Raw genomic sequence first — 19,671 nt, forward strand, 5'->3', positions numbered from 1 at the left:
AATTGGTCTGGCATTCCAGACCCCGGTAGCTAAGCTACCCCTTTTTCACTTCCTGTACATTTACCCTGTCTGTCCATAGTGATTAATGTAGCACCGCAAATTGCGGTGCTTTTTTTTGCCTGTAATTTGAGCAAAAGTTTGAGTAAAAAGATTACTGATCCAGTTCAACCATCTCTTTCACATCAGTACGATTAATCTGCTGCTTGTTACCGTTGGCATCTTTATACGAAATCATCCCGGTTTCATCATCAGTTTTCGGTTTGCCATCGGACACGATGGTACGACCATCGTTGGTGTGCATTACGTAATTCGGGCTAGAACATCCTGAAAGACCAAAAGCCATAACACCTACAAATACTGCTGCGGCTGCCTTGTTCATATTCTTCTCCTTAGTAGCGTTTAATGCTGATTAACTCTAAAAAATAAAGTAGGTGAAATACTCACCTAACATTAATTAGCATAACCCTCTTTCACGAGCTTGCCAGTTTATGCAGATTATTCCGAAGGCATTGATCCCTTGTGTGATTACAGCAAATGCGCCACGATCTACGGATTGGATACGAGGAAAATCATGAAAACTTTTAATCCTGCCCAGTTTCGCAGCCAGTTTCCGGCACTGGCAGATGCGGGGGTCTATCTCGATAGCGCCGCAACCACACTTAAACCTCTCGCCGTTATTGAAGCGACCGAACAGTTTTATAGCCTTAGCGCCGGTAATGTTCACCGCAGCCAGTTCGCGGCAGCACAGCGTCTTACAGAACGCTATGAAGCGGCTCGCGACAGCGTAGCGACTCTACTCAACGCGCCTTCCGGCAAAGATATCGTCTGGACTCGTGGCACTACCGAAGCAATCAACCTGGTAGCGCAGTGTTATGCACGCCCTCGCCTGCAACCAGGTGACGAAATTATTGTTAGCGAAGCCGAACACCACGCTAACTTTGTGCCGTGGTTAATGGTCGCTGAGCAAACTGGCGCGAAGGTCATTAAGCTGCCGCTGGGCAAAGATTACCTCGCTGATTTAAGCAAACTGCCAGAATTGCTTAACGAGCGGACTAAAATTTTGGCATTAGGCCAGATGTCGAATGTGACGGGCGGCTGCCCGGATCTGGTTAAAGCCATAACTGCGGCTCATGCCGCAGGCGCGGTTGTAATGGTTGATGGCGCGCAAGGGGTGGTGCACTGCCCGCCTGACGTACAAGCGTTAGATATCGATTTTTATGCCTTCTCCGCCCATAAGCTTTATGGCCCAACTGGCATCGGTGCGCTATACGGTAAAAACGAGCTGTTAGAAGAAATGTCGCCATGGCTTGGCGGCGGCAAGATGATTACGCACGTCTCGTTTGAAGGGTTTAAAACGCAACCCGTGCCATATCGCTTTGAAGCAGGTACGCCAAACGTCGCGGGTGTGATTGGCCTGAGCGCCGCTCTTGAGTGGCTGGAAAGCGTTGATTTGCAGGAGGCTGAAGCATATAGCCGTAGCCTTGCGACACTTGCCGAAGCGCAACTGGCTAAACGCCCAGGTTTTCGCAGTTTCCGCTGCCAGGATTCAAGCTTGCTGGCGTTCGATTTCGCGGGCGTTCACCACAACGATATGGTCACGCTGCTGGCAGAATCTGGTATTTCGCTGCGTGCGGGGCAACACTGTGCACAGCCGCTGCTCGCCGCATTAGGGGTAAGCGGAACTCTGCGCGCCTCTTTTGCGCCATATAATACGCAAAGCGATGTGGATGCGCTGGTCAAAGCCATCGACAATGCCCTGGAAATTTTGGTGGATTAAATGACAAGTGGATTCCTGGCTGGTCACCCTTTTGGCACCTCAATCACAGCTGACAACCTACGAGCCACATTTGCTCCATTGCAGCAGTGGGAAGATAAATACCGCCAGCTAATCCTGCTAGGGAAACAGCTTCCAGCACTCCCGGCTGATTTAAAGTGCGAAAATATCGAGATCGCTGGCTGCGAAAACCGCGTCTGGTTGGGTCACAACCTTCAGGCAAATGGCACTCTGCATTTCTATGGTGACAGCGAAGGGCGAATTGTTCGCGGTTTGCTGGCGGTGTTACTCACCGCCATTGAAGGGAAAACGGCTGAACAATTGCTGAATGAAGATCCGCTTGCTCTGTTTGATGATCTTGGCCTGCGCAACCAGTTAAGTGCTTCACGCAGCAGCGGGCTTGCGTCATTAGCGCAAGCCGTGCGCGTTGTGGCTCAGGCCTGAGTACGCGCCGCTTTTGCCATCATTTTCTTTAATACATGGGACACCGCCACGAAACCAAAGCTGGCGGTGACCATGGTTGCCGCACCAAAACCGGATGCACAATCCATGCGTTTCGGGCCATCAGCGGTACTTTTCATAGCGCAGACGGAACCATCAGCCTGCGGGTAAACCAGCGCTTCGGTGGAAAACACGCAATCAATTCCAAGCTTTCCTTTGCTGTTCTTCACCACGCCAAAATCGCTTTTTAATCTTTCACGCAGTTTTGCCGCCAATGGATCCTGAATCGTTTTCGCAAGATCTGTTACCTGGATCTGCGTTGGATCGATTTGCCCACCAGCCCCACCAGTAGTCACCAACGGGATCTTGTAACGACGACAATAAGCTATCAAGGCGGCTTTTGGGCGCACACTATCAATAGCATCAATCACATAGCTAAAGCCCTGGCTGAGCAATTGCTCGGTATTTTCGGCAGTAATAAAGTCATCCACCACTGTCACACGGCATTCCGGGTTAATTTCTCGGATACGAGCAGCCATCACTTCTGCCTTGGACTGCCCTACCGTAGCTCGCAAAGCGTGAATCTGACGGTTAGTGTTCGTCACACAAACATCGTCCATGTCGATAAGCGTAATTGCACCGATACCGGTACGAGCCAGTGCTTCTGCAGCCCATGAGCCCACGCCGCCAATGCCAATCACACAAACATGTGCATCAGCAAATAGTTGCAGAGCATCGCGACCATATAAACGAGCTGTGCCGCCAAAGCGTTGCAGCCAGGCATCGGTTAAAACAACAGACATTACGTTACCCTCGGAAATATTAACCATTAAATACCGTGCCACTGGCCCCTGGCGCGTTTTTCAACACCCAAACACGGCCATAATGGTTGTACCAACCCGCACGGTGACCGGCATCAGCCCCAATCCCCTGGTAGATATCAAAGTGCTGCCCTTTAATCGCACCGCCAACATCCAGCGCAACCATGACACGCAGTTCATATTGCCCGCTGAATTTGCCGTTATTATCCAGTAACGGGACTTCAGCCAGAATAGTGGTGCCCGCAGGAATAATAGAACGGTCAGATGCAACTGATGCGCGACCAATTAACGGCACAGCACTCGCCCCTTTCACTGGCGCGAAGCTTGCTGGTTTAAAGAAGACGAAAGAGGGGTTCTGCTCAAGCAGCTCCTGCACTTGCGCCGGGCTGTGAGTTTCTCCCCAGTGGCGAATCGCCTGCATCGACATATCTTCTTTCTTTACTTCGCCACGGTCGATAAGCACCTTACCGATACTGCGGTAGGCATGGCCGTTCTTACCTGAATAGCCAAAGAAGGTTAATGGCTGGCCGTCACCGAAATCGATATAGCCGCTGCCCTGCACATCCATAATGAAGTTATCCATTAAGGAGTTGCTGTAAGCAATAATGTAGCTGTCACTCAGTGCACCACTGTAGATCTCAGCGCGGGACGGTAAGCGCCCACGCTTTGGTGGCATACGGTAGATAGGATACTGGAACTCGCCCTGGCGGGTATAACGCGCTTGCACCACTGGCGTGTAATAACCCGTGAATTGCACGTTACCGTAGTTGTCCGCACCTTCCATCTGCCAGGCATCGATACCGTACTGGCTCAGCTTGCTGGTGTCACCACCGGCACGTAACCACTGCTGCACGGCACCGTAAACATCGCTCTTGCTATTATAGAGACGAGGAGACGCAGAACGGATCTGGTTAACTTGTTCAGCAAAGTCGCCACCGTTAATCGGTGCACCCACCGCATCGGGGCGGTTTACGAGTGAAAAAGGCTGAGAAAACTTCCCGTCTTTATATTGCTGGCCTTTATCTGTCGGTTTTGAGGAACAGCCCGCCAGAATGGCAACCATCACCCCAGTTACAATGTACTTCGTCCAACGTCCTATCATTACTTCCTCGCCCTGATTATATTTCGCGCCTGGCCCGGGATACTTCAAGATGCAGCCACGGGAAGATAGCAAACACGCCGCAAGAATTAAACGTGTTGGACCCCACGCAGACCAGATGTGTTCACTATCTGTACTTAAAGTAAATTATTATCAGCTACATGTGACAAATCGGGCATTTATTAAAAAAAAGGTTGCATCAAAAGCCGGGCAGAGTATAGTGCGCTTCCACGGACGCGGGGTGGAGCAGCCTGGTAGCTCGTCGGGCTCATAACCCGAAGGTCGTCAGTTCAAATCTGGCCCCCGCAACCAATTAAAAAGTCGCTGAGTTTAGCGCGGTGGTGAAAACCATTAGCAGTAAGTAGTTATACGGACGCGGGGTGGAGCAGCCTGGTAGCTCGTCGGGCTCATAACCCGAAGGTCGTCAGTTCAAATCTGGCCCCCGCAACCAACTACAAAGTCGCTGAGTTTAGCGCGGTGGTGAAAGCCATTAGCAGTAAATAGTTATACGGACGCGGGGTGGAGCAGCCTGGTAGCTCGTCGGGCTCATAACCCGAAGGTCGTCAGTTCAAATCTGGCCCCCGCAACCAACTAAGTCGCTGAGTTTCGCGCAATGATGAAAGTCATTTGGGTACTAAAGAAGTTTACGGACGCGGGGTGGAGCAGCCTGGTAGCTCGTCGGGCTCATAACCCGAAGGTCGTCAGTTCAAATCTGGCCCCCGCAACCAATATTAAAAGCACTCTCAGGAGTGCTTTTTTTGTATCTGAAATTTGCTCACACAGTTCTACTATCCCCTAAATAATCCGAGCGCAGCCAATACAGCTGCGGCTCGAAGTATAACGGGGATTAGCCGAGCCGCGCTAATCGCGCACTATCCGCAAAATAAGCCTTTATGCCTGCCAGAATAGACTCGGCCACTTCCTGCTGGAATGTCGCGGTGCGCAACTTTCGCTCTTCCTCAACGTTACTCAGAAACGCAGTCTCCACCAGAATGGATGGAATATCCGGGGCTTTCAGCACTGCAAACCCAGCCTGATCGACGCTGTTCTTATGCAGTTTGTTCACTTTCCCTAACCGGGCCAGCACTTCTTTGCCGAACTTAAGGCTATCGTTGATAGTCAACGACTGCACCATATCGAACATCGTATGGTCGAGATAACGATCCCCACTCTTACTGACGCCACCGATTAAGTCGGCGGCATTCTGCGTTTGTGCGAGGAATTTTGCGGCGGTACTGGTCGCGCCTTTGGTTGAGAGCGCAAAAACGGAGGATCCGCGAGCAGCTCCCGTGGTAAACGCATCGGCATGAATAGAAACAAACAGATCGGCACGCTGCTTCTGTGCCTTCGCTACCCTGACTTTTAACGGGATAAACACATCCTCATTGCGGGTCATGTAGGCTTTCATATTCGCTTCTTTATCAATCAGCGCTTTCAGGCGGCGAGCAATCTGCAGCACAATATCTTTTTCGCGCGTTTTGTTCGGCCCAATCGCACCGGGATCTTCCCCGCCGTGGCCAGGATCTAGCATGATAACAATCGGCCGGTCACGCCCGGCTTTACCCGGCTGTGGCCCTTGTTCTGGCGACGGCGGCTTGTCTTTATCCAGCTTGCCATTGTTGTAATCTTCCAGCAATGCCAACAGCGGATCTTGCTCGCTATTCATATTCGCCGGATACAAATCCATCACCAGGCGCTCTTTAAATTCAGCCACCGGGGCAAGTCCAAACAGATGTGGTGTGACGTTCTGTTTGAGTTCAAAAACCATGCGTACGGTATGCGGGTCAAACTGCCCGACACGCGCAGATTTGATGAAGGGATCGTCAGCACGAATCTGGCCACCGATTCCTTTCAATACTGAATTTAAATTCACACCTTCAATGTCGACAACGACTCGATCGGGGTTACTAAGAGCGAACTGCTTATACTTAAGCTCCTTGTTCGATTCCAGCGTGACACGAGTGTAAGACGAAGCAGGCCAGACACGCACCGCCACAACCAGGCTTGAGGCAGCAAAGCCAACCTGGCTAACACTTAGCAGCCACATAGCGCCTGCTCCCTGGAGCAACCGGCGCCGAGTTATTAATGGACTGGAATCAGACATAGCTCTCCTGAGCGGTGTATTTCCGGGAATCAAATATTCAGTTTTATTTTTGAGCCGAAAACTTTAACGAAACAGGCACGGGCTGTCACTCATTAAAGGGTAAACATTCGCAATCAAGCACCTGGCAGGTTGAATGCAGAAATATCCGCTTTGTGGAAATTGCCGCTTGCACCGAAGGCAATAAAAGAATAAAAATACAGAAATTACGAATAATCATGCAATGAGGTCTGGCCGTGGTGAAGGAACGTAGAACCGAACTGGTACAGGGATTCCGCCATTCTGTTCCCTATATAAATGCCCATCGGGGAAAAACGTTTGTCATTATGCTTGGCGGCGAAGCCATCGAACACGAGAACTTTTCGAGTATCGTTAATGATATTGGGCTGCTGCACAGCCTGGGGATTCGTCTGGTGGTGGTGTATGGCGCCCGCCCACAGATTGATGCCAATTTAGCTTCGCATAATCATGAGCCTATCTACCACAAACACACGCGTGTCACCGACGCAAAAACGCTGGAGCTTGTTAAGCAAGCGGCCGGTTTATTGCAGCTGGATATTACCGCGCGTTTGTCCATGAGTCTTGGCAACACGCCTTTGCAGGGCGCACATATCAACGTGGTGAGCGGCAACTTTATTATTGCGCAACCATTGGGCGTGGATGATGGCGTGGATTATTGCCACAGCGGGCGCGTGCGTCGTATCGACGAAGAGGCCATTCACCGTCAGCTTGATAACGGTGCGATTGTTTTGATGGGACCAGTGGCGGTTTCTGTAACAGGTGAAAGCTTCAACCTCACATCTGAAGAGATTGCCACCCAGCTGGGCGTGAAACTGAAAGCCGAAAAAATGATTGGCTTCTGCTCTTCTCAGGGCGTTATTGACGACAACGGCAATATCGTTTCCGAACTGTTCCCGAACGATGCGCAAAAACGTATTGAAGAACTGGAAGAAGCCGGTGATTACCACTCTGGCACCGTGCGTTTCTTACGGGGTGCTTTGAAAGCCTGCCGTAGCGGTGTGCGTCGCAGCCATTTAATTAGTTATCAGGAAGATGGTGCGTTATTGCAGGAGTTATTCTCACGCGACGGGATCGGTACACAAATTGTTATGGAGAGTGCGGAGCAAATTCGTCGCGCCACCATTAACGATATCGGCGGTATTCTGGAGTTGATTCGCCCCCTGGAACAGCAAGGGATTCTGGTGCGTCGTTCGCGTGAGCAACTGGAAATGGAGATCGACAAATTCACTATTATCCAGCGCGACAATCTGACTATCGCCTGTGCAGCACTCTATCCATTCCTGGAGGAAGGAATTGGAGAAATGGCCTGCGTAGCAGTTCACCCGGACTATCGTAGCTCGTCACGCGGTGAAGTGTTGTTACAACGTATTGCCACACAAGCCCGGCAAATGGGTCTAAGCAAGTTGTTCGTGCTGACAACCCGTAGCATTCACTGGTTCCAGGAGCGCGGGTTTATGCCGGTCGATGTTGAGCTGCTGCCAGAAAGTAAAAAAGAGATGTACAACTATCAACGCCGTTCGAAAGTGCTGATGGCGGATTTAGCGTAACCAATAAGCTAGCCCTTTCCAGGGCTAGCTAAAACTCTCCATCAATCCGCTGCGTCGTTCCGTCTTTGTCACAATGGCCTTTTCCAGTACCCGATCATCGGCATACAAAGATAGCCTGCTTCGAGCACGAGTAATCGCGGTATAGACCAGTTCACGTGTAACCACAGCGGTATACTGATTTGGCAGAACAAGGGCTGCGTGCTCAAATTCCGAACCCTGGGATTTGTGCACCGTCATAGCATAGGCGGTGTCATGCCCCGGTAAACGGCTCGGCTGCACTGATTTTATTGTGCCATCCGGCATCGGGAACCAGACGCGTAGCCCCTCGCCTCTATCTAACGCGATACCAATATCACCATTGAATAAGCCTAACGAACTGTCGTTACGCGAAATCATAATTGGCCTGCCGTTGTACCATCTTGAAGCAGCCTGATTTGGCCGCTCAATGAGCCTTTTTTGAATCAGCGCAAGTTCTATTCTGTTATTCAGGCCACTAACGCCAAACGGGCCATCACGCAATGCACATAACAGCTGATAACGCCCAAAAGCTTCAATAATAGCTGCAGGCTCTGCGTGATTACGTATTAATTCCAGATACGGCCGATACCCATCCACTGCATCAGCAATCATCAACGCGTAGTCTTCAGTTTCGCGCAGTGGCTGCTTTGCGATATCGCCAAAACCTTTCGCAAACACCGCTTTAGCCTGTTTCACATCGCTTGCATTAACAGCATAGGCCAACTGCCCAATCCCTGATTTGCTATCAAAACGGTAGCTTTTTTGCAGCAGACAAAGCCCGTCTCGCAGCACGCTAGCTTCGGTTCCTTCACCTGTCGCCAGTGAGTAACCCGTCAGTCGACTTAATTCGGCCGCACGAACAGGAGAATATCCGTGTGTAACATAATGGCAAATATCCCCGAGCACCGCCCCCGCTTCCACCGATGCCAGTTGATCGCGGTCGCCTAAGAAAATGATCCGCGCATGTGCTGGCAACGCATGAATCAGCTTTGCCATCATTGGCAAATCCACCATCGAGGCTTCATCCACCACCAGCACATCAAGATGCAATGGGTTCCCTGCGTGATAGCGCAGACGTTGGCTGTTAGGTTGTGCCCCCAATAAGCGGTGCAAGGTACAAGCATCGCTTGGCAACGAGGCTTTTTGCGCATCATCCAACGGCAAACGCCGTAGAGCGGAACCTAAGGATTCGGTTAAACGTGCAGCGGCTTTACCCGTTGGAGCCGCCAGCTGGATACGCAAAGGTTTTGCGTCAGACAACTGAACCAGTGCTGCGAGCAATTTGGCCACCGTAGTGGTTTTCCCAGTTCCTGGCCCACCAGAAATAACTGAAATGCGTCGTGTCAGTGCCACGGCGGCGGCAACCTTTTGCCAGTCGTTATCAGCTGTTGGCTCAAAGAGTTGATTTAGTACACGGATAATCTGCGTTTCATCAAGTGGGATTGCGCAGTTCTCTTCACCAAAAAATCGCGCGACAGACTGTTCGTTTTGCCACATCCGGTTGAGGTACAAGCGCTCGCCAATTAATTTCAGCGGTGTCGCCCCTTCATGCTCACTCACCGCATCAGATGTCAGTAGCAGCTCGCGCCAGTTGGCTTTGGTACCAACCAGAGCGAAAAGTTGCTCAGCAAAATCAGGTTGCCGCCCGGCAAAACAGAACTCCGGCTTTAAGCGCGAAAGCGGGATACACACATGGCCTTCACCTGCATCGTGACTGACAAGTGCCGCAGCCAGCATGACTGCGGACTGCTCGTCACTGGCAATCATCATGGCGAATTGCGCATCCAATGCGCGCAACAATTTTTGCTCGACCGCCTGCTGTAGCAACGCAGACATTTTCATGGCGTAACCTCGTCTGTTTGCCCGGCAAACAATGCGTGCATCTGCTCAATTAATTGCACAGAAGGGCGTGTGGTAAATATTCCCTGTGACGAGCCATTGCTTTCAACCCCACGCAAAAATAGATAAATAACACCACCAAAATGCCTTTGGTAATCGTAGTCAGGCATACGGTGGCGCAAATAGCGGTGCAGTGCCAATGTATATAACTGATATTGCAGGTCGTAACGATGGGATTGCATCGCACCCGCCATCGCTTCCTGGGTATAGGCGCTGCTGTCTTCACCCAGCCAGTTGGATTTGTAATCCAGCAGGTAGTAACGCCCTTGCCAGCGAAAAACCAGGTCGATAAACCCTTTCAGCATGCCACGCACCTGTTTGAAGTTTAACGGTGGGCAACCTGCTGATAACGAGTCATGTCCACGTACCAATCTGTCCAAATGTGCAGCCTGCAAATCACTTTCAATGGGTAGATAGAACTCTAGTTCGACCTGTTTTTCCTGAGGAGATAATTGGTTAAGCGAGACGCCCGAATCATTTAACGATGCCTGTAAAATTGTCTGCAGCCATTCAGTGACAATCGGCTGCCACTCTTCAGCAAAACCTTGCTCTGTGAGTTGCTTTGCAACCCACACGTCGTCAATCGACTGAGTAAAATCAATGCCTTCAAATAAGCTATGCAAAAATGTGCCCGGCCCGGCCCCACGCGGGAAGGTGTGTGGAGTTAGTGATGGCTCACTTTGCACTGGCGCTACACCTGCAGCATCCACATCTAATCTGGGTAATAGATCCAGCATCTGGCTACTGCCATGTTGCTGCAAACCGGAGTAACTGGTTACACGCCAGTTATCAGCAACCTGCCTTTTCATCACTCTGGCACTCAGTTCCGGGAGTGCGGCACTGACAGGCTGCCACGGGGTGTAGTCTTCCGAGTGAGGTTCTTCGACGCTAATCGACTCACTGACCAGTTCCTGCAAACATGCCTGTAAACTGGCCGCATCTTTCGCTTCACCTTTTTGCAGAAGATACCCCAGCGCCCCAAGATGTAGATCGCTGGTCCCTTTTTTGGCACGATTCCCCTTAAACAATGGGGCGACACCAAGACTGCAATGCCAGATAGATCGCGTCAAAGCGACATACAGCAAGCGTAAATCCTCCGCCAGTCGCTCTTCTTCCGCAAGGCTAAGACTCTCCTCATCGTCGCTTAAATCCAGCAGCGGTGAGAATGTTGAACGGTCGTGGTACAGACCACTGTTTTGCGCCCGATAGTTGGCGATGAATGGCAACCAGACCAACGGATACTCAAGCCCTTTTGATTTATGGATAGTGACAACCTGAACCAAATGCCTGTCGCTTTCGAGGCGTAGTTGTTGGCTAAACGCGTTGCTGTCAGGTTCAGCGACCTGTTGTGCCAACCATCGAACCAGAGCATGTTCACTGTCAGTTTGCGCCGCTTCTTCTTGTAGCAATTCGCTGATGTGTAAAATGTCGGTAAGACGCCTTTCACCTCCCGGCGTTGCTAACAAATTTTCAGCAATCTGGCGATGCGCAATAAGCGCTCGCAACATCGGCATTACGCCCCGGCGTAGCCAAATTTGTCGATATTCTGAAAACTCTTCAACCAACTGATCCCAGGCATTTTCATCGTTATTCAGCGCCTCAATCATTTGGGCATCAAGGCCAAGCATACTAGTCGCAACAGCACTTCTCAGTGCTGTTTCAATTTCAGGAGCCAGGACAGCCTGCAGAATCCACAAAATCTCTCGCGCTTCAGGCGTTGCAAAAACCGAGTCACGATTTGAAAGGTAAACAGAGGGGATATTTAGCGCGCTCAAAGCCTCGCGAACAATTGAAGCTTCACCGCGACTACGAACCAAAATAGTGATGTCTGATGACTGTACCGGGCGAGATGCCTCACCTTTCCACAATAGAGCCTCACCGCGCTGCCCGGCACTCAGCCAGTCACGAATCTGCTGCGCACACTGCATGGCCATGATTTGTTGGTAATCACTCACACCGCAACCGTCACCCGACTGCGCCCAGAGCGACATCGCCGGCTGGTTCTTCCCTTTCATGGTAAAACGCAGGCCGCTGTTCTTCGCCGCGGCTTTCACTGCCATGAACGGAATTTGCTCGAATAAGAAGGGATTATCCAGTTGTTGGAACAGCGTATTTACGCTGCTTATCATTGCAGGTGATGAGCGCCAGTTAGTATCCAACGTGTAGTGGGCACTTACCTCATGACGAGCTTTCATGTAGGTAAAGATATCTGCCCCACGGAAAGCGTAAATGGCTTGTTTTGGGTCACCGATAAGCAACAGCGCCGTATCGGGCTGATTGATATATAAGCGCCTGAAAATGCGGTATTGCTGAGGGTCGGTATCCTGGAATTCATCTATCATCGCAGCAGGGAAACGGCCACGAATGGCGGCTGCAAGGGCATCACCACCCGGCTTATGCAGAGCTTCATCAAGACGCGTCAGCATATCGTCAAACCCGAGTTCGCCACGGCGAAGCTTTTCCTGCTGAACGGTATAGCGGATTTCAGCCATAGCACGAGCGATAACTAAATCACGCAGTGTTAATGGCTCACCCAATAAATCGTTAATCGCTCTGAAAACAGGATGCTGCGGCGGTTGGCCTTCTTTGGTTTTCTCGTCGAGCATCGACTGAGAGAAACGCTCAAGTTGGTCAGGCAATTTATAGGTAGTGGTTTCTGTCTGCGCCCATGCGCCAACAATGTTCAGCCAGTTAGGTAAGTTTTTGCTGCTGTAACTGCGGCGGTCTATCTTCGCCACACTCAGGAGTTGCGCAATTTCATCCGCGCAGGCACACCATTGTGCTTTCACATCTTCAATAGCGTTAATTATTTTCTGATGCCGTGCGAGTAGCGTTTCATCATCAGCTGGCGGCTGTTTAAGTACCGGCTGTTCACCTTGCAACCAGCTGTTTATGTCTCTGAGAAGTTCTTCCGGGCCAGCCCACTCCTCTGCCATAACCTGCGCGACCGGTTTAGGAAGCGGGTAACAATGGCGACGCCAGAAATCAGCACAAGCATTACGGCGCAACCGCGACTCATCTTCAATGAGTTGTTGCTCAAACAGCATGCCTGATTCGAAGGCATTCAGGCTGAGCATTCGCTGGCAAAAACCATGGATAGTGAAAATGGCCGCTTCGTCCATTTGCTGTTCTGCAAGGCGTAAAACTTGGGCAGCCTGATGAAGATCTGGAATTTCAGCCAGCAGGTTTTGGAACAATGGATTGTCAGTGCGATTGCGTACACAGGCGATACGCAACTCATGAATATTGGCGCGAATACGGCCGCGGAGCTCTTCGGTCGCAGCCTGAGTAAAGGTAACGACCAATAATTCTTCAACGGAGAGTGGCCGGGGATGAGCATTTTGCCCACCCAGGCCAAGCAGCAAACGCAAATAGAGTGCCGCAATGGTAAATGTCTTTCCGGTACCGGCAGAGGCTTCAATCAGCCGCTCCCCCGTCAGAGGTAAACTTAGGGGGTCAAGCGGCTGAGCGATTCCGGTCATTATTATACCCATTGTCTTTCAAGTTGCAGGTGCCGTGGCCGCCATTACTTAGCGTCTACAAGCGGCAATGATTGCTGCAGAGAGCTGACCTCCTTCCAGGTTTTCCAGCCTTTCGGAGTGGCATAATCTGACTTGCCATTGTGGCTACCAGAAACTTGCGACAGTACAGCTATTCCCTGTGGTTCAATCACTGCCTGATGGAAGAAATCAGCCAGTTTTTGCGGCGTCAGTTTTTTAATTTCGGCGACTACTTTATCACGCGAATCAAAATCCAGGTTTCCGCGATCGAAATCTTTGCTCAGTTGTGAAGCCTCCTGAGACAAGGTCTGCGGTGCCTGCATTATCTCACTGATCATCCCCTGCTGCATTTGAGCAAAATCTTCAGCGCTCATCTCACGCAACTTCTTTTCAGCCGTTGGGTAAAACGCTTTAAACCGCTGGTACAAGTAGGCTGGTTGCTTATCGTTACTTTGCAGCAAGAAACCAATCCCCCACTGGCGCCCAACGGACATCGGGAACGCAAACACGGCATAACCCAACTGTTCCTGGGTACGCAACTGGTTGTAGAACCAAGGCTGAATGATTTGCCCCAGCATAGAACTGTAAGCAGTACTTACCGTTTCATCGAAACCTTTCGGGACATAAACTGCGGCCAGCGCTGAATCCGTGCTGCCTCCTGTTTTTTCAAACATCGCTAAATGTTTGCTATCAACAAGCACGTCTTTATTGCGGCACCACTCATTACCTTTGGTAGTCAGCTGGCTTTGTACGTTATGCGCAAGCTCTTTTGCCTGACCAGGAGACATATTGCCCAGCACTAAAAACTCAGGTTTAGCATTAGTTTTTAAAACTTCCCGATAATCAAGCACGTCTTTTATCGTCAGATCAGGCAGCAACGCGCGGCGCGTTTCACGCTGGAAATATGGCACCTGCGACACCATCTGCACCGGCATAATCGCCTGATCGTAAGCTTTGCCTTTGTCTGCCGAATCCATCATTTGGGCATACCATGACTTTGCCTGGTCCAACTGCTCTTGAGTCGGTGTGTAGGAGAAATAGCCTTTTAGCAGTGCTTCAAAAAGTTGCGGCAAACGTTGGGTGTAACCATTGGCATTAACCATCAAACCGCTATTGGCATTTGTAGAGAAGCCAATACCGCCAATGGAAGCCTGGTTGCTTAACTCGTCCAGAGCGATTCCAGCCAGATAGTCATTCAGGGCAAACAAGACCTGATTTTTCGCACTATCCATCGCCTGCGGGTTACGCAGCACCATAGTTACATCAGCTTTTGGTTCACTGGCAAAATAGTGGCTTGGCATATACAACACACGCAAGCCTGGTTCTTTTACCAGCAACTCAGGGTGAGCATAGGTTTTATCTGGTTTAACTAACGTAAAGTCATCCGGGATGTACGGGTTCAATTGCGGCAATGTCAGTTTGATTGCTGCCGCTTTTTTCTGCCAGATGTCGAAGACTTGTGGTGTGATTTTATCGACCTGATAAGGCGCTTCTACAAAATAAGCCATTTTGTTATGTGGCTCTTTCGGGCTGATATACCAGACACGTGCATTTTGTGGCGTCATCATCTCCAGGCGAGCTTTAATGGCCGCTGGATCGAATTGATCGGCGATATTGACAGCATCAAGTGTATGTTCGACCGGCACGCGAAGCATAGTGTCCGCTAACCATTCAACGTAATCCATATCACGGGTTATTGATGGATAACGGAAGTCGAGATCGAGAACATGGGCAAGTTCGTCGAAATAACTTTTATCGACGCCATTCTCACGCAATTTATTTAAGTAACTGAAAATAGCCGCAACCACTTCATCACGCTGCGCGAGACCTTTATCAGTCAACGATACGGAGATTGCGAACACGCCACTATTGCCGTTAACTAACGGGTCGGAATCGGCACGGATGCTATCCGCCAGCCCCTGCTTTTGCAGCCAGTCAGAAAGCGTATTGTTGCTACGATTACCAATCAAATAGCCAATTAATTCATCAGTTTTGCTGCGGAATTTATCGCTATTATTGTCGATACGGAATTCAACTCGCACCACTTTGCGAGGCAATGCGGGGACGTAATGAATTACGATTCCTTTTTGCGCATCCGTGACAACCGGCACATCAATAACAGGCCGCTCAATGTTTTTATTTGGCACCCGGCCATAGGTTTCCACAGCAATTTTTGCCAATTCCGGCAGTGGTTTATTACTGTAAATAACGGCCTTCATCAGGTTGGCAGAATAATATTTATCACGGAAAGCGACCAGAGCATCCAGCAGCTTGCTGCCTGGTTTGTCGCGCAGAGTTTCAAGGTTACCGCCGGAAAAACGTGAACCCGGATGTGCAGGGTTGATAGTTTCAGCACTAACTTGCGCCATACGCATACCGTCACGGGCGCGAGCTAAGGTCAGCTCAGCATTAACCGCATTACGTTCACGTTCAGCATATTCTGGGGCGAGATTGGGCTCAGCGATAGCATCAGACAAACGGTCAACTGCCCCTTCCAGCGCGTCGTTTTCAACTTCGAGATAAAACGCAGTGCGGTAAGTTGCAGTACTGGCGTTGTGGCTGCCACCATGCTTTTTGAGAAACTCTGACAGGCTATCCGGCTCCGGATATTTTTTAGAGCCCATCAGCGTCATATGTTCAAGATAGTGAGCCAAGCCAAGATGGTCGTTAGGATCTTCTAAAGATCCAACAGGAACAACCAACGCAGACAATGACTTAACAGCTTGCGGATCAGAAACCAGCAGCACTGTCATACCATTATCAAGACGTATAGCCTGATATTGACGGTTGTCTTTCTCACTTTTGCGGATAGTTTCCTGGATAGGTTGCCAACCCGTGTCTGCCTGACTTAATGGTGCCCAAAGGGCAACTAACAACAAGAAAAGCGGTTTTAACCAGGTGCTGCATTTAGGCATTCACAAACCTCATAATCACGAAACTTCCTAACTCACTCATCATTAACAACTTTTAAAAAAAATCTACTATTTTAGTTGTTTCTTTTTTCGCCAACCCTGAGCAAGTAGCGCATCATAGATGAACCTGCCGGGCTGTGCAATTTTTATACAGACATTTAAGCTTTATTGAAACGAAACAGCGGCAGTAAGTAGCGCTCCGCCTCTCTTATAATTGCCTCGTAGTAGTCTGGCTCGAGCGTACGATACAGTCGTTGTAACCACATATCGGCCCCCTCACCTTCAACTCTCTGATTCCCTTCCCAGGCCGCCAATAGTTTACTTTTGGCTTTCTGTTGCGTCTGCTCATCCCATAAAATGGCATCATTCGCGGGTTCATAACAGGCTTTTATCCATGCTCCACCACTCATGGGAAGCAATAAGAGCGGTTGTACTAATCCTTTCCGATAACCATCAATAAGTTGCTGGAGATAGCTTTTTGCCTGTTTCACATCAAGTGCAGGGAATTTCCACTCTGTTGAATCCCTTCCATACAGGCGGCTTTCACCATCACCTCCCAATGCACACCAGACAACATGTTCAATCCATAGCTGCAGACCGTGTGCCGGGTTGAGGATGGAAGGACGCCAGCGTAACAAGCCATCAGCCTGCGCATCCGACAACCAACCTTCAAGCCTTGTTCCGTCTAAATCGAGCGAGACTTCCAGGCTGTTACCGTTTTGCCGTTCGGCTCTCACTTTTTGCGCCAGCTCAGCCATTTCTGTTAACTGGGTTTCCCATAAAATCTCACCGAAAGCTCCATACGGCAACGAGCCTGCCGCACGGTAGCGGCGGAATAGTTGCTGAGAGTCACCTTCCTGAACCAGGGTATTGAGCAGTTCCTGATTCATCTGGAAACGCTCAAGGCTATCTAATGTGAACGGCTCGGCATCGGGTAAATCGCTCTCTTCAAGTCGAAAATGGATACCCAGACGCATCTGGAAAAACGCTCGTACTGGATGACGCCAGAAACGCTGTAACTGGTCGAGCGTAATGACTTCCTGGCTCTCTTCTTGTAATGGTTGAATAAATGCCACCTGAGCCTGGCCCTGCTCACTTGCAGCAGGCAACCATTCGTTGGCATAGCTTTGTACAAGCGCTCCTGGCAAAAAATTACCAGCCTCAAAAGGAGTGCGATAATGCCGCTGAACCAGATGTTTTTTCACAAGCTCACTGCTTTCATCACAGGTCTGTTCCGTGTTCTGTGGCAAACAATGGCTTTGCGCGATGTAGTCCAGTAATTCGTCAACCAGCACTGAAGGGTAGCGTTGGCTGTTGTCCTGAATAGACCGCCCGATATAGCTGATATAAAAACGTAATTGTGCCGAATTGAGGGCTTCAAGGAATAAATAACGGTCATCGTCCCTGCGGCTACGGTCACCACGTTGCGGCTTCTGGCTCATTAGATCAAACCCAAGTGGCGCCAGCGTGCGCGGATAAACGCCATCATTCATACCAAGCAAGCACACAACTTTGAAAGGAATGGAACGCATCGGCATCAGGGTACAGAAGTTTATTGGCCCGGCCAGGAAACGTTGACTGATACGTTCCTGATCGAGGCGCTGGGCCAGCTCGTCACGTAATAACGTCAGCGAGATATGCTCCTGGTAACGCGACTCAAGACCATATTTAATGATCTCTTGCCACTGCTGTTCAATCAGCGCCAACGCACCTTCTGTTTCAGTATCAGGCATGAAGAAACTCGATAACATGTCGCGGCAGACTGTTGTCCACTCGGCTAATGGCCGGGTTACAGAGAGCTCCCTACGCCAGATGTTCAACTGCATTAGTAATTCGGCCAGTTGCCCGACAAGTTCAGCAATTAAACCGCTCGACTCATCGTAAGGGAGAATTGACTGCCATTCACCCACCTGACTATCCATGGCATAACCCAACAGCATACGCGTGAGACCAAAGCGCCAAGTGTGCTGCCCGGTTGCGGGAAGATCCAATTCACGCACATTGTCGTCGTCAATTCCCCAACGGATCCCAGATTCATTGACCCATTGGCGCAAATAGCGCAGCCCTTCTTCGTTAATTGAGAAGCGAGCAGCCAGTGCGGGAACCTCAAGCAGAGCAAGAACATCCTGTGCTGCGAAACGGCTATCAGGAAGGGAAAGTAGAGAAATAAACGCCTGCAGAGCCGGGTGAGCCTGCCTGGCGCGACGGTCAGAAATCGCAAAGGGTAAGCGGCGCTCACCAACAGCATTACCAAATACGGCCTGGATAAATGGGCTGTAGCTATCGATATCTGCCACCATCACGATGATGTCACGCGGAGTTAATGCCGGATCGGCATCCAGCATCGCAAGCAGTTGATCGTGCAGCACTTCGACTTCACGCTGAGGACTGTGGCATTCATGGAATGTCACTGATTGATCATTAAGGGCAAGAAGGCGTTTCTTATGACTATGTTCAAACTCTTCTTCGGTTAATCCGGTGACAGCATTGTTTTGCAGCTCCAGCAAATCGTACTGCACATTGCGCAGCACATTGTCAGGCTCAATATCGACAAATACGTCAATCTCTTCAAAACGCTGTAATTCAGCTAACAAGTACGTGTAATCACGCCCCAACTTCCCCCATGAGGCCAGCAGTGGGTTGCCAATGTCTTGCTCACCATCGTCGTTGAACAATGCTGAGGCTGTGTCGCAATCTTTAAACAGTGGCAGCGTGATGTCTCGCTGCGCGTGGCTGCGACGCCGACGGCTGATCAAGCGTGCAAGATAAGCGGGGTCTTTAATATCGCCCCAGTAGTAGCGGCAAGGGTTGGTAAACAGCAAATGCACGTCAATGTGCTTACCAAGTGCCTGTAGCGCCTGAAGATAAACCGGTGGCAATGCCGAAATACCACAAATAAACACACGCTCTGGTAAGCCCGGCGGGCATTCACTGCTTTTTTCCAGAGTATCAATGAAACGTTGATAGAGATTTGCACGGTGCCATTCCGGCTGTTCAAGTTCTTGCGTATGCCGTACCAATGCAGCCCAGAGCGGAGCCTGCCACAATTGGGCTTCACCCACATTGTCTACAAGTTCACCTATTTCCCACAGGCTTAACCATGTAGGCCGATAAACTAAATATTGGTCATAGAGGTCAGCAATTCTTGAGGCCAACTGGGAGAGTTTTCGCCCATTTTCATCTTCTTCAAGATACTGACTCAGCAGTGAAAATTCAGGCTGCTCCAGCATCGTGGGGATGAGCGTCATCAATTTCCAGCTCATGCTTTGCTTGTTAAAAGCACTTTGCTCAGGAATGTTTGGTAACACACGTACAAACATGTCCCAGATGAAACTGGCGGGAAGTGGGAAGCTAATATTCGCCGCGATACCAAATTTTTGTGCCAGGGTCATTTGTAGCCACTGAGCCATACCGGTGCTTTGCACCAACACCACTTCAGGCTGGAATGGGTCCGGCAACGGTTGCCTTTCCACAATAAATTCCATAATTGCTTCCAGCACATCCAGCCGGTTGGAATGGTAAACACGCAACATAGAAT

At 50.2% G+C, this 19,671-nt stretch carries 11 protein-coding genes and 4 tRNA genes; 7 read left to right on the plus strand and 8 right to left on the minus strand.

Annotated elements, in window-relative coordinates; translation table 11 throughout:
- Positions 1–151: 151 nt before the first annotated feature.
- Entirely contained in the window at positions 152–379 is a 228-nt protein-coding gene (locus LVQ79_RS16490) for a YgdI/YgdR family lipoprotein (RefSeq protein WP_034457528.1), read from the minus strand.
- A 192-nt stretch (positions 380–571) separates the two neighbouring features.
- On the opposite strand from LVQ79_RS16490, the gene csdA reads away from it, so the two are divergent.
- Together csdA and csdE are read left to right on the plus strand one after the other, a co-directional pair.
- Positions 572–1,777: a cysteine desulfurase CsdA gene (gene csdA, locus LVQ79_RS16495; protein WP_232865746.1), complete on the plus strand. Its 1,206-nt coding sequence runs from the start codon at positions 572–574 to the stop codon at positions 1,775–1,777.
- Positions 1,778–2,218: a cysteine desulfurase sulfur acceptor subunit CsdE gene (gene csdE, locus LVQ79_RS16500; RefSeq protein WP_151993266.1), complete on the plus strand. Its 441-nt coding sequence runs from the start codon at positions 1,778–1,780 to the stop codon at positions 2,216–2,218.
- Here the strand turns inward: csdE and tcdA are convergent.
- The gene (gene tcdA / locus LVQ79_RS16505; RefSeq protein ID WP_232865747.1) at positions 2,209–3,018 is read right to left on the minus strand and encodes a tRNA cyclic N6-threonylcarbamoyladenosine(37) synthase TcdA; all 810 of its coding nucleotides are present in this window, start codon (positions 3,016–3,018) and stop codon (positions 2,209–2,211) included. The two genes, csdE and tcdA, sit on opposite strands and share 10 nt — an antisense overlap.
- Positions 3,019–3,037: 19 nt before the next feature.
- Entirely contained in the window at positions 3,038–4,138 is a 1,101-nt protein-coding gene (gene mltA, locus LVQ79_RS16510) for a murein transglycosylase A (RefSeq protein WP_232865748.1), read from the minus strand.
- Between the two features lie 232 nt (positions 4,139–4,370).
- On the opposite strand from mltA, the gene LVQ79_RS16515 reads away from it, so the two are divergent.
- From LVQ79_RS16515 to LVQ79_RS16530, 4 genes are all read left to right on the plus strand, one after another.
- Positions 4,371–4,447: transfer RNA gene (locus tag LVQ79_RS16515), tRNA-Met, on the plus strand.
- Positions 4,448–4,509: 62 nt separating this feature from the next.
- Positions 4,510–4,586: transfer RNA gene (locus tag LVQ79_RS16520), tRNA-Met, on the plus strand.
- A gap of 62 nt (positions 4,587–4,648) precedes the next feature.
- A tRNA-Met gene (locus LVQ79_RS16525) sits at positions 4,649–4,725 on the plus strand.
- Positions 4,726–4,786: 61 nt separating this feature from the next.
- Positions 4,787–4,863: transfer RNA gene (locus LVQ79_RS16530), tRNA-Met, on the plus strand.
- Between the two features lie 119 nt (positions 4,864–4,982).
- Here the strand turns inward: LVQ79_RS16530 and amiC are convergent.
- A complete protein-coding gene (amiC, locus tag LVQ79_RS16535; protein ID WP_151993263.1) occupies positions 4,983–6,239 on the minus strand; it encodes an N-acetylmuramoyl-L-alanine amidase AmiC in 1,257 nt (418 codons plus the stop codon).
- Between the two features lie 233 nt (positions 6,240–6,472).
- Between amiC and argA the strand changes: the two genes are divergently transcribed.
- A complete protein-coding gene (gene argA, locus LVQ79_RS16540) occupies positions 6,473–7,804 on the plus strand; it encodes an amino-acid N-acetyltransferase (protein WP_232865749.1) in 1,332 nt (443 codons plus the stop codon).
- 24 nt (positions 7,805–7,828) lie between these two features.
- Here argA and recD read toward each other — a convergent pair whose 3' ends face one another.
- The 4 genes from recD to recC all read right to left on the minus strand — a co-directional run bounded on the left by recD (position 7,829) and on the right by recC (position 19,666).
- Positions 7,829–9,664, minus strand: coding sequence for an exodeoxyribonuclease V subunit alpha (gene recD, locus LVQ79_RS16545; protein ID WP_232865750.1), 1,836 nt, complete (start codon positions 9,662–9,664; stop codon positions 7,829–7,831).
- Complete coding sequence (gene recB, locus LVQ79_RS16550) at positions 9,661–13,203, minus strand: exodeoxyribonuclease V subunit beta (RefSeq protein ID WP_232865751.1); 3,543 nt, start codon at positions 13,201–13,203, stop codon at positions 9,661–9,663. Before recB ends, recD begins: the two co-directional genes overlap by 4 nt.
- A 44-nt stretch (positions 13,204–13,247) precedes the next feature.
- Complete coding sequence (gene ptrA / locus LVQ79_RS16555) at positions 13,248–16,136, minus strand: pitrilysin (protein WP_232865752.1); 2,889 nt, start codon at positions 16,134–16,136, stop codon at positions 13,248–13,250.
- Between the two features lie 155 nt (positions 16,137–16,291).
- Positions 16,292–19,666 carry an exodeoxyribonuclease V subunit gamma gene (gene recC / locus LVQ79_RS16560; protein WP_232865753.1) on the minus strand — a complete coding sequence of 1,125 codons (3,375 nt, stop codon included), beginning with the start codon at positions 19,664–19,666 and terminating at the stop codon, positions 16,292–16,294.
- Positions 19,667–19,671 lie beyond the last annotated feature (5 nt).

Source organism: Buttiauxella cochleicola, assembly GCF_021282405.1.
In the GTDB taxonomy this organism is placed as follows: Bacteria; Pseudomonadota; Gammaproteobacteria; order Enterobacterales; family Enterobacteriaceae; genus Buttiauxella; species Buttiauxella massiliensis.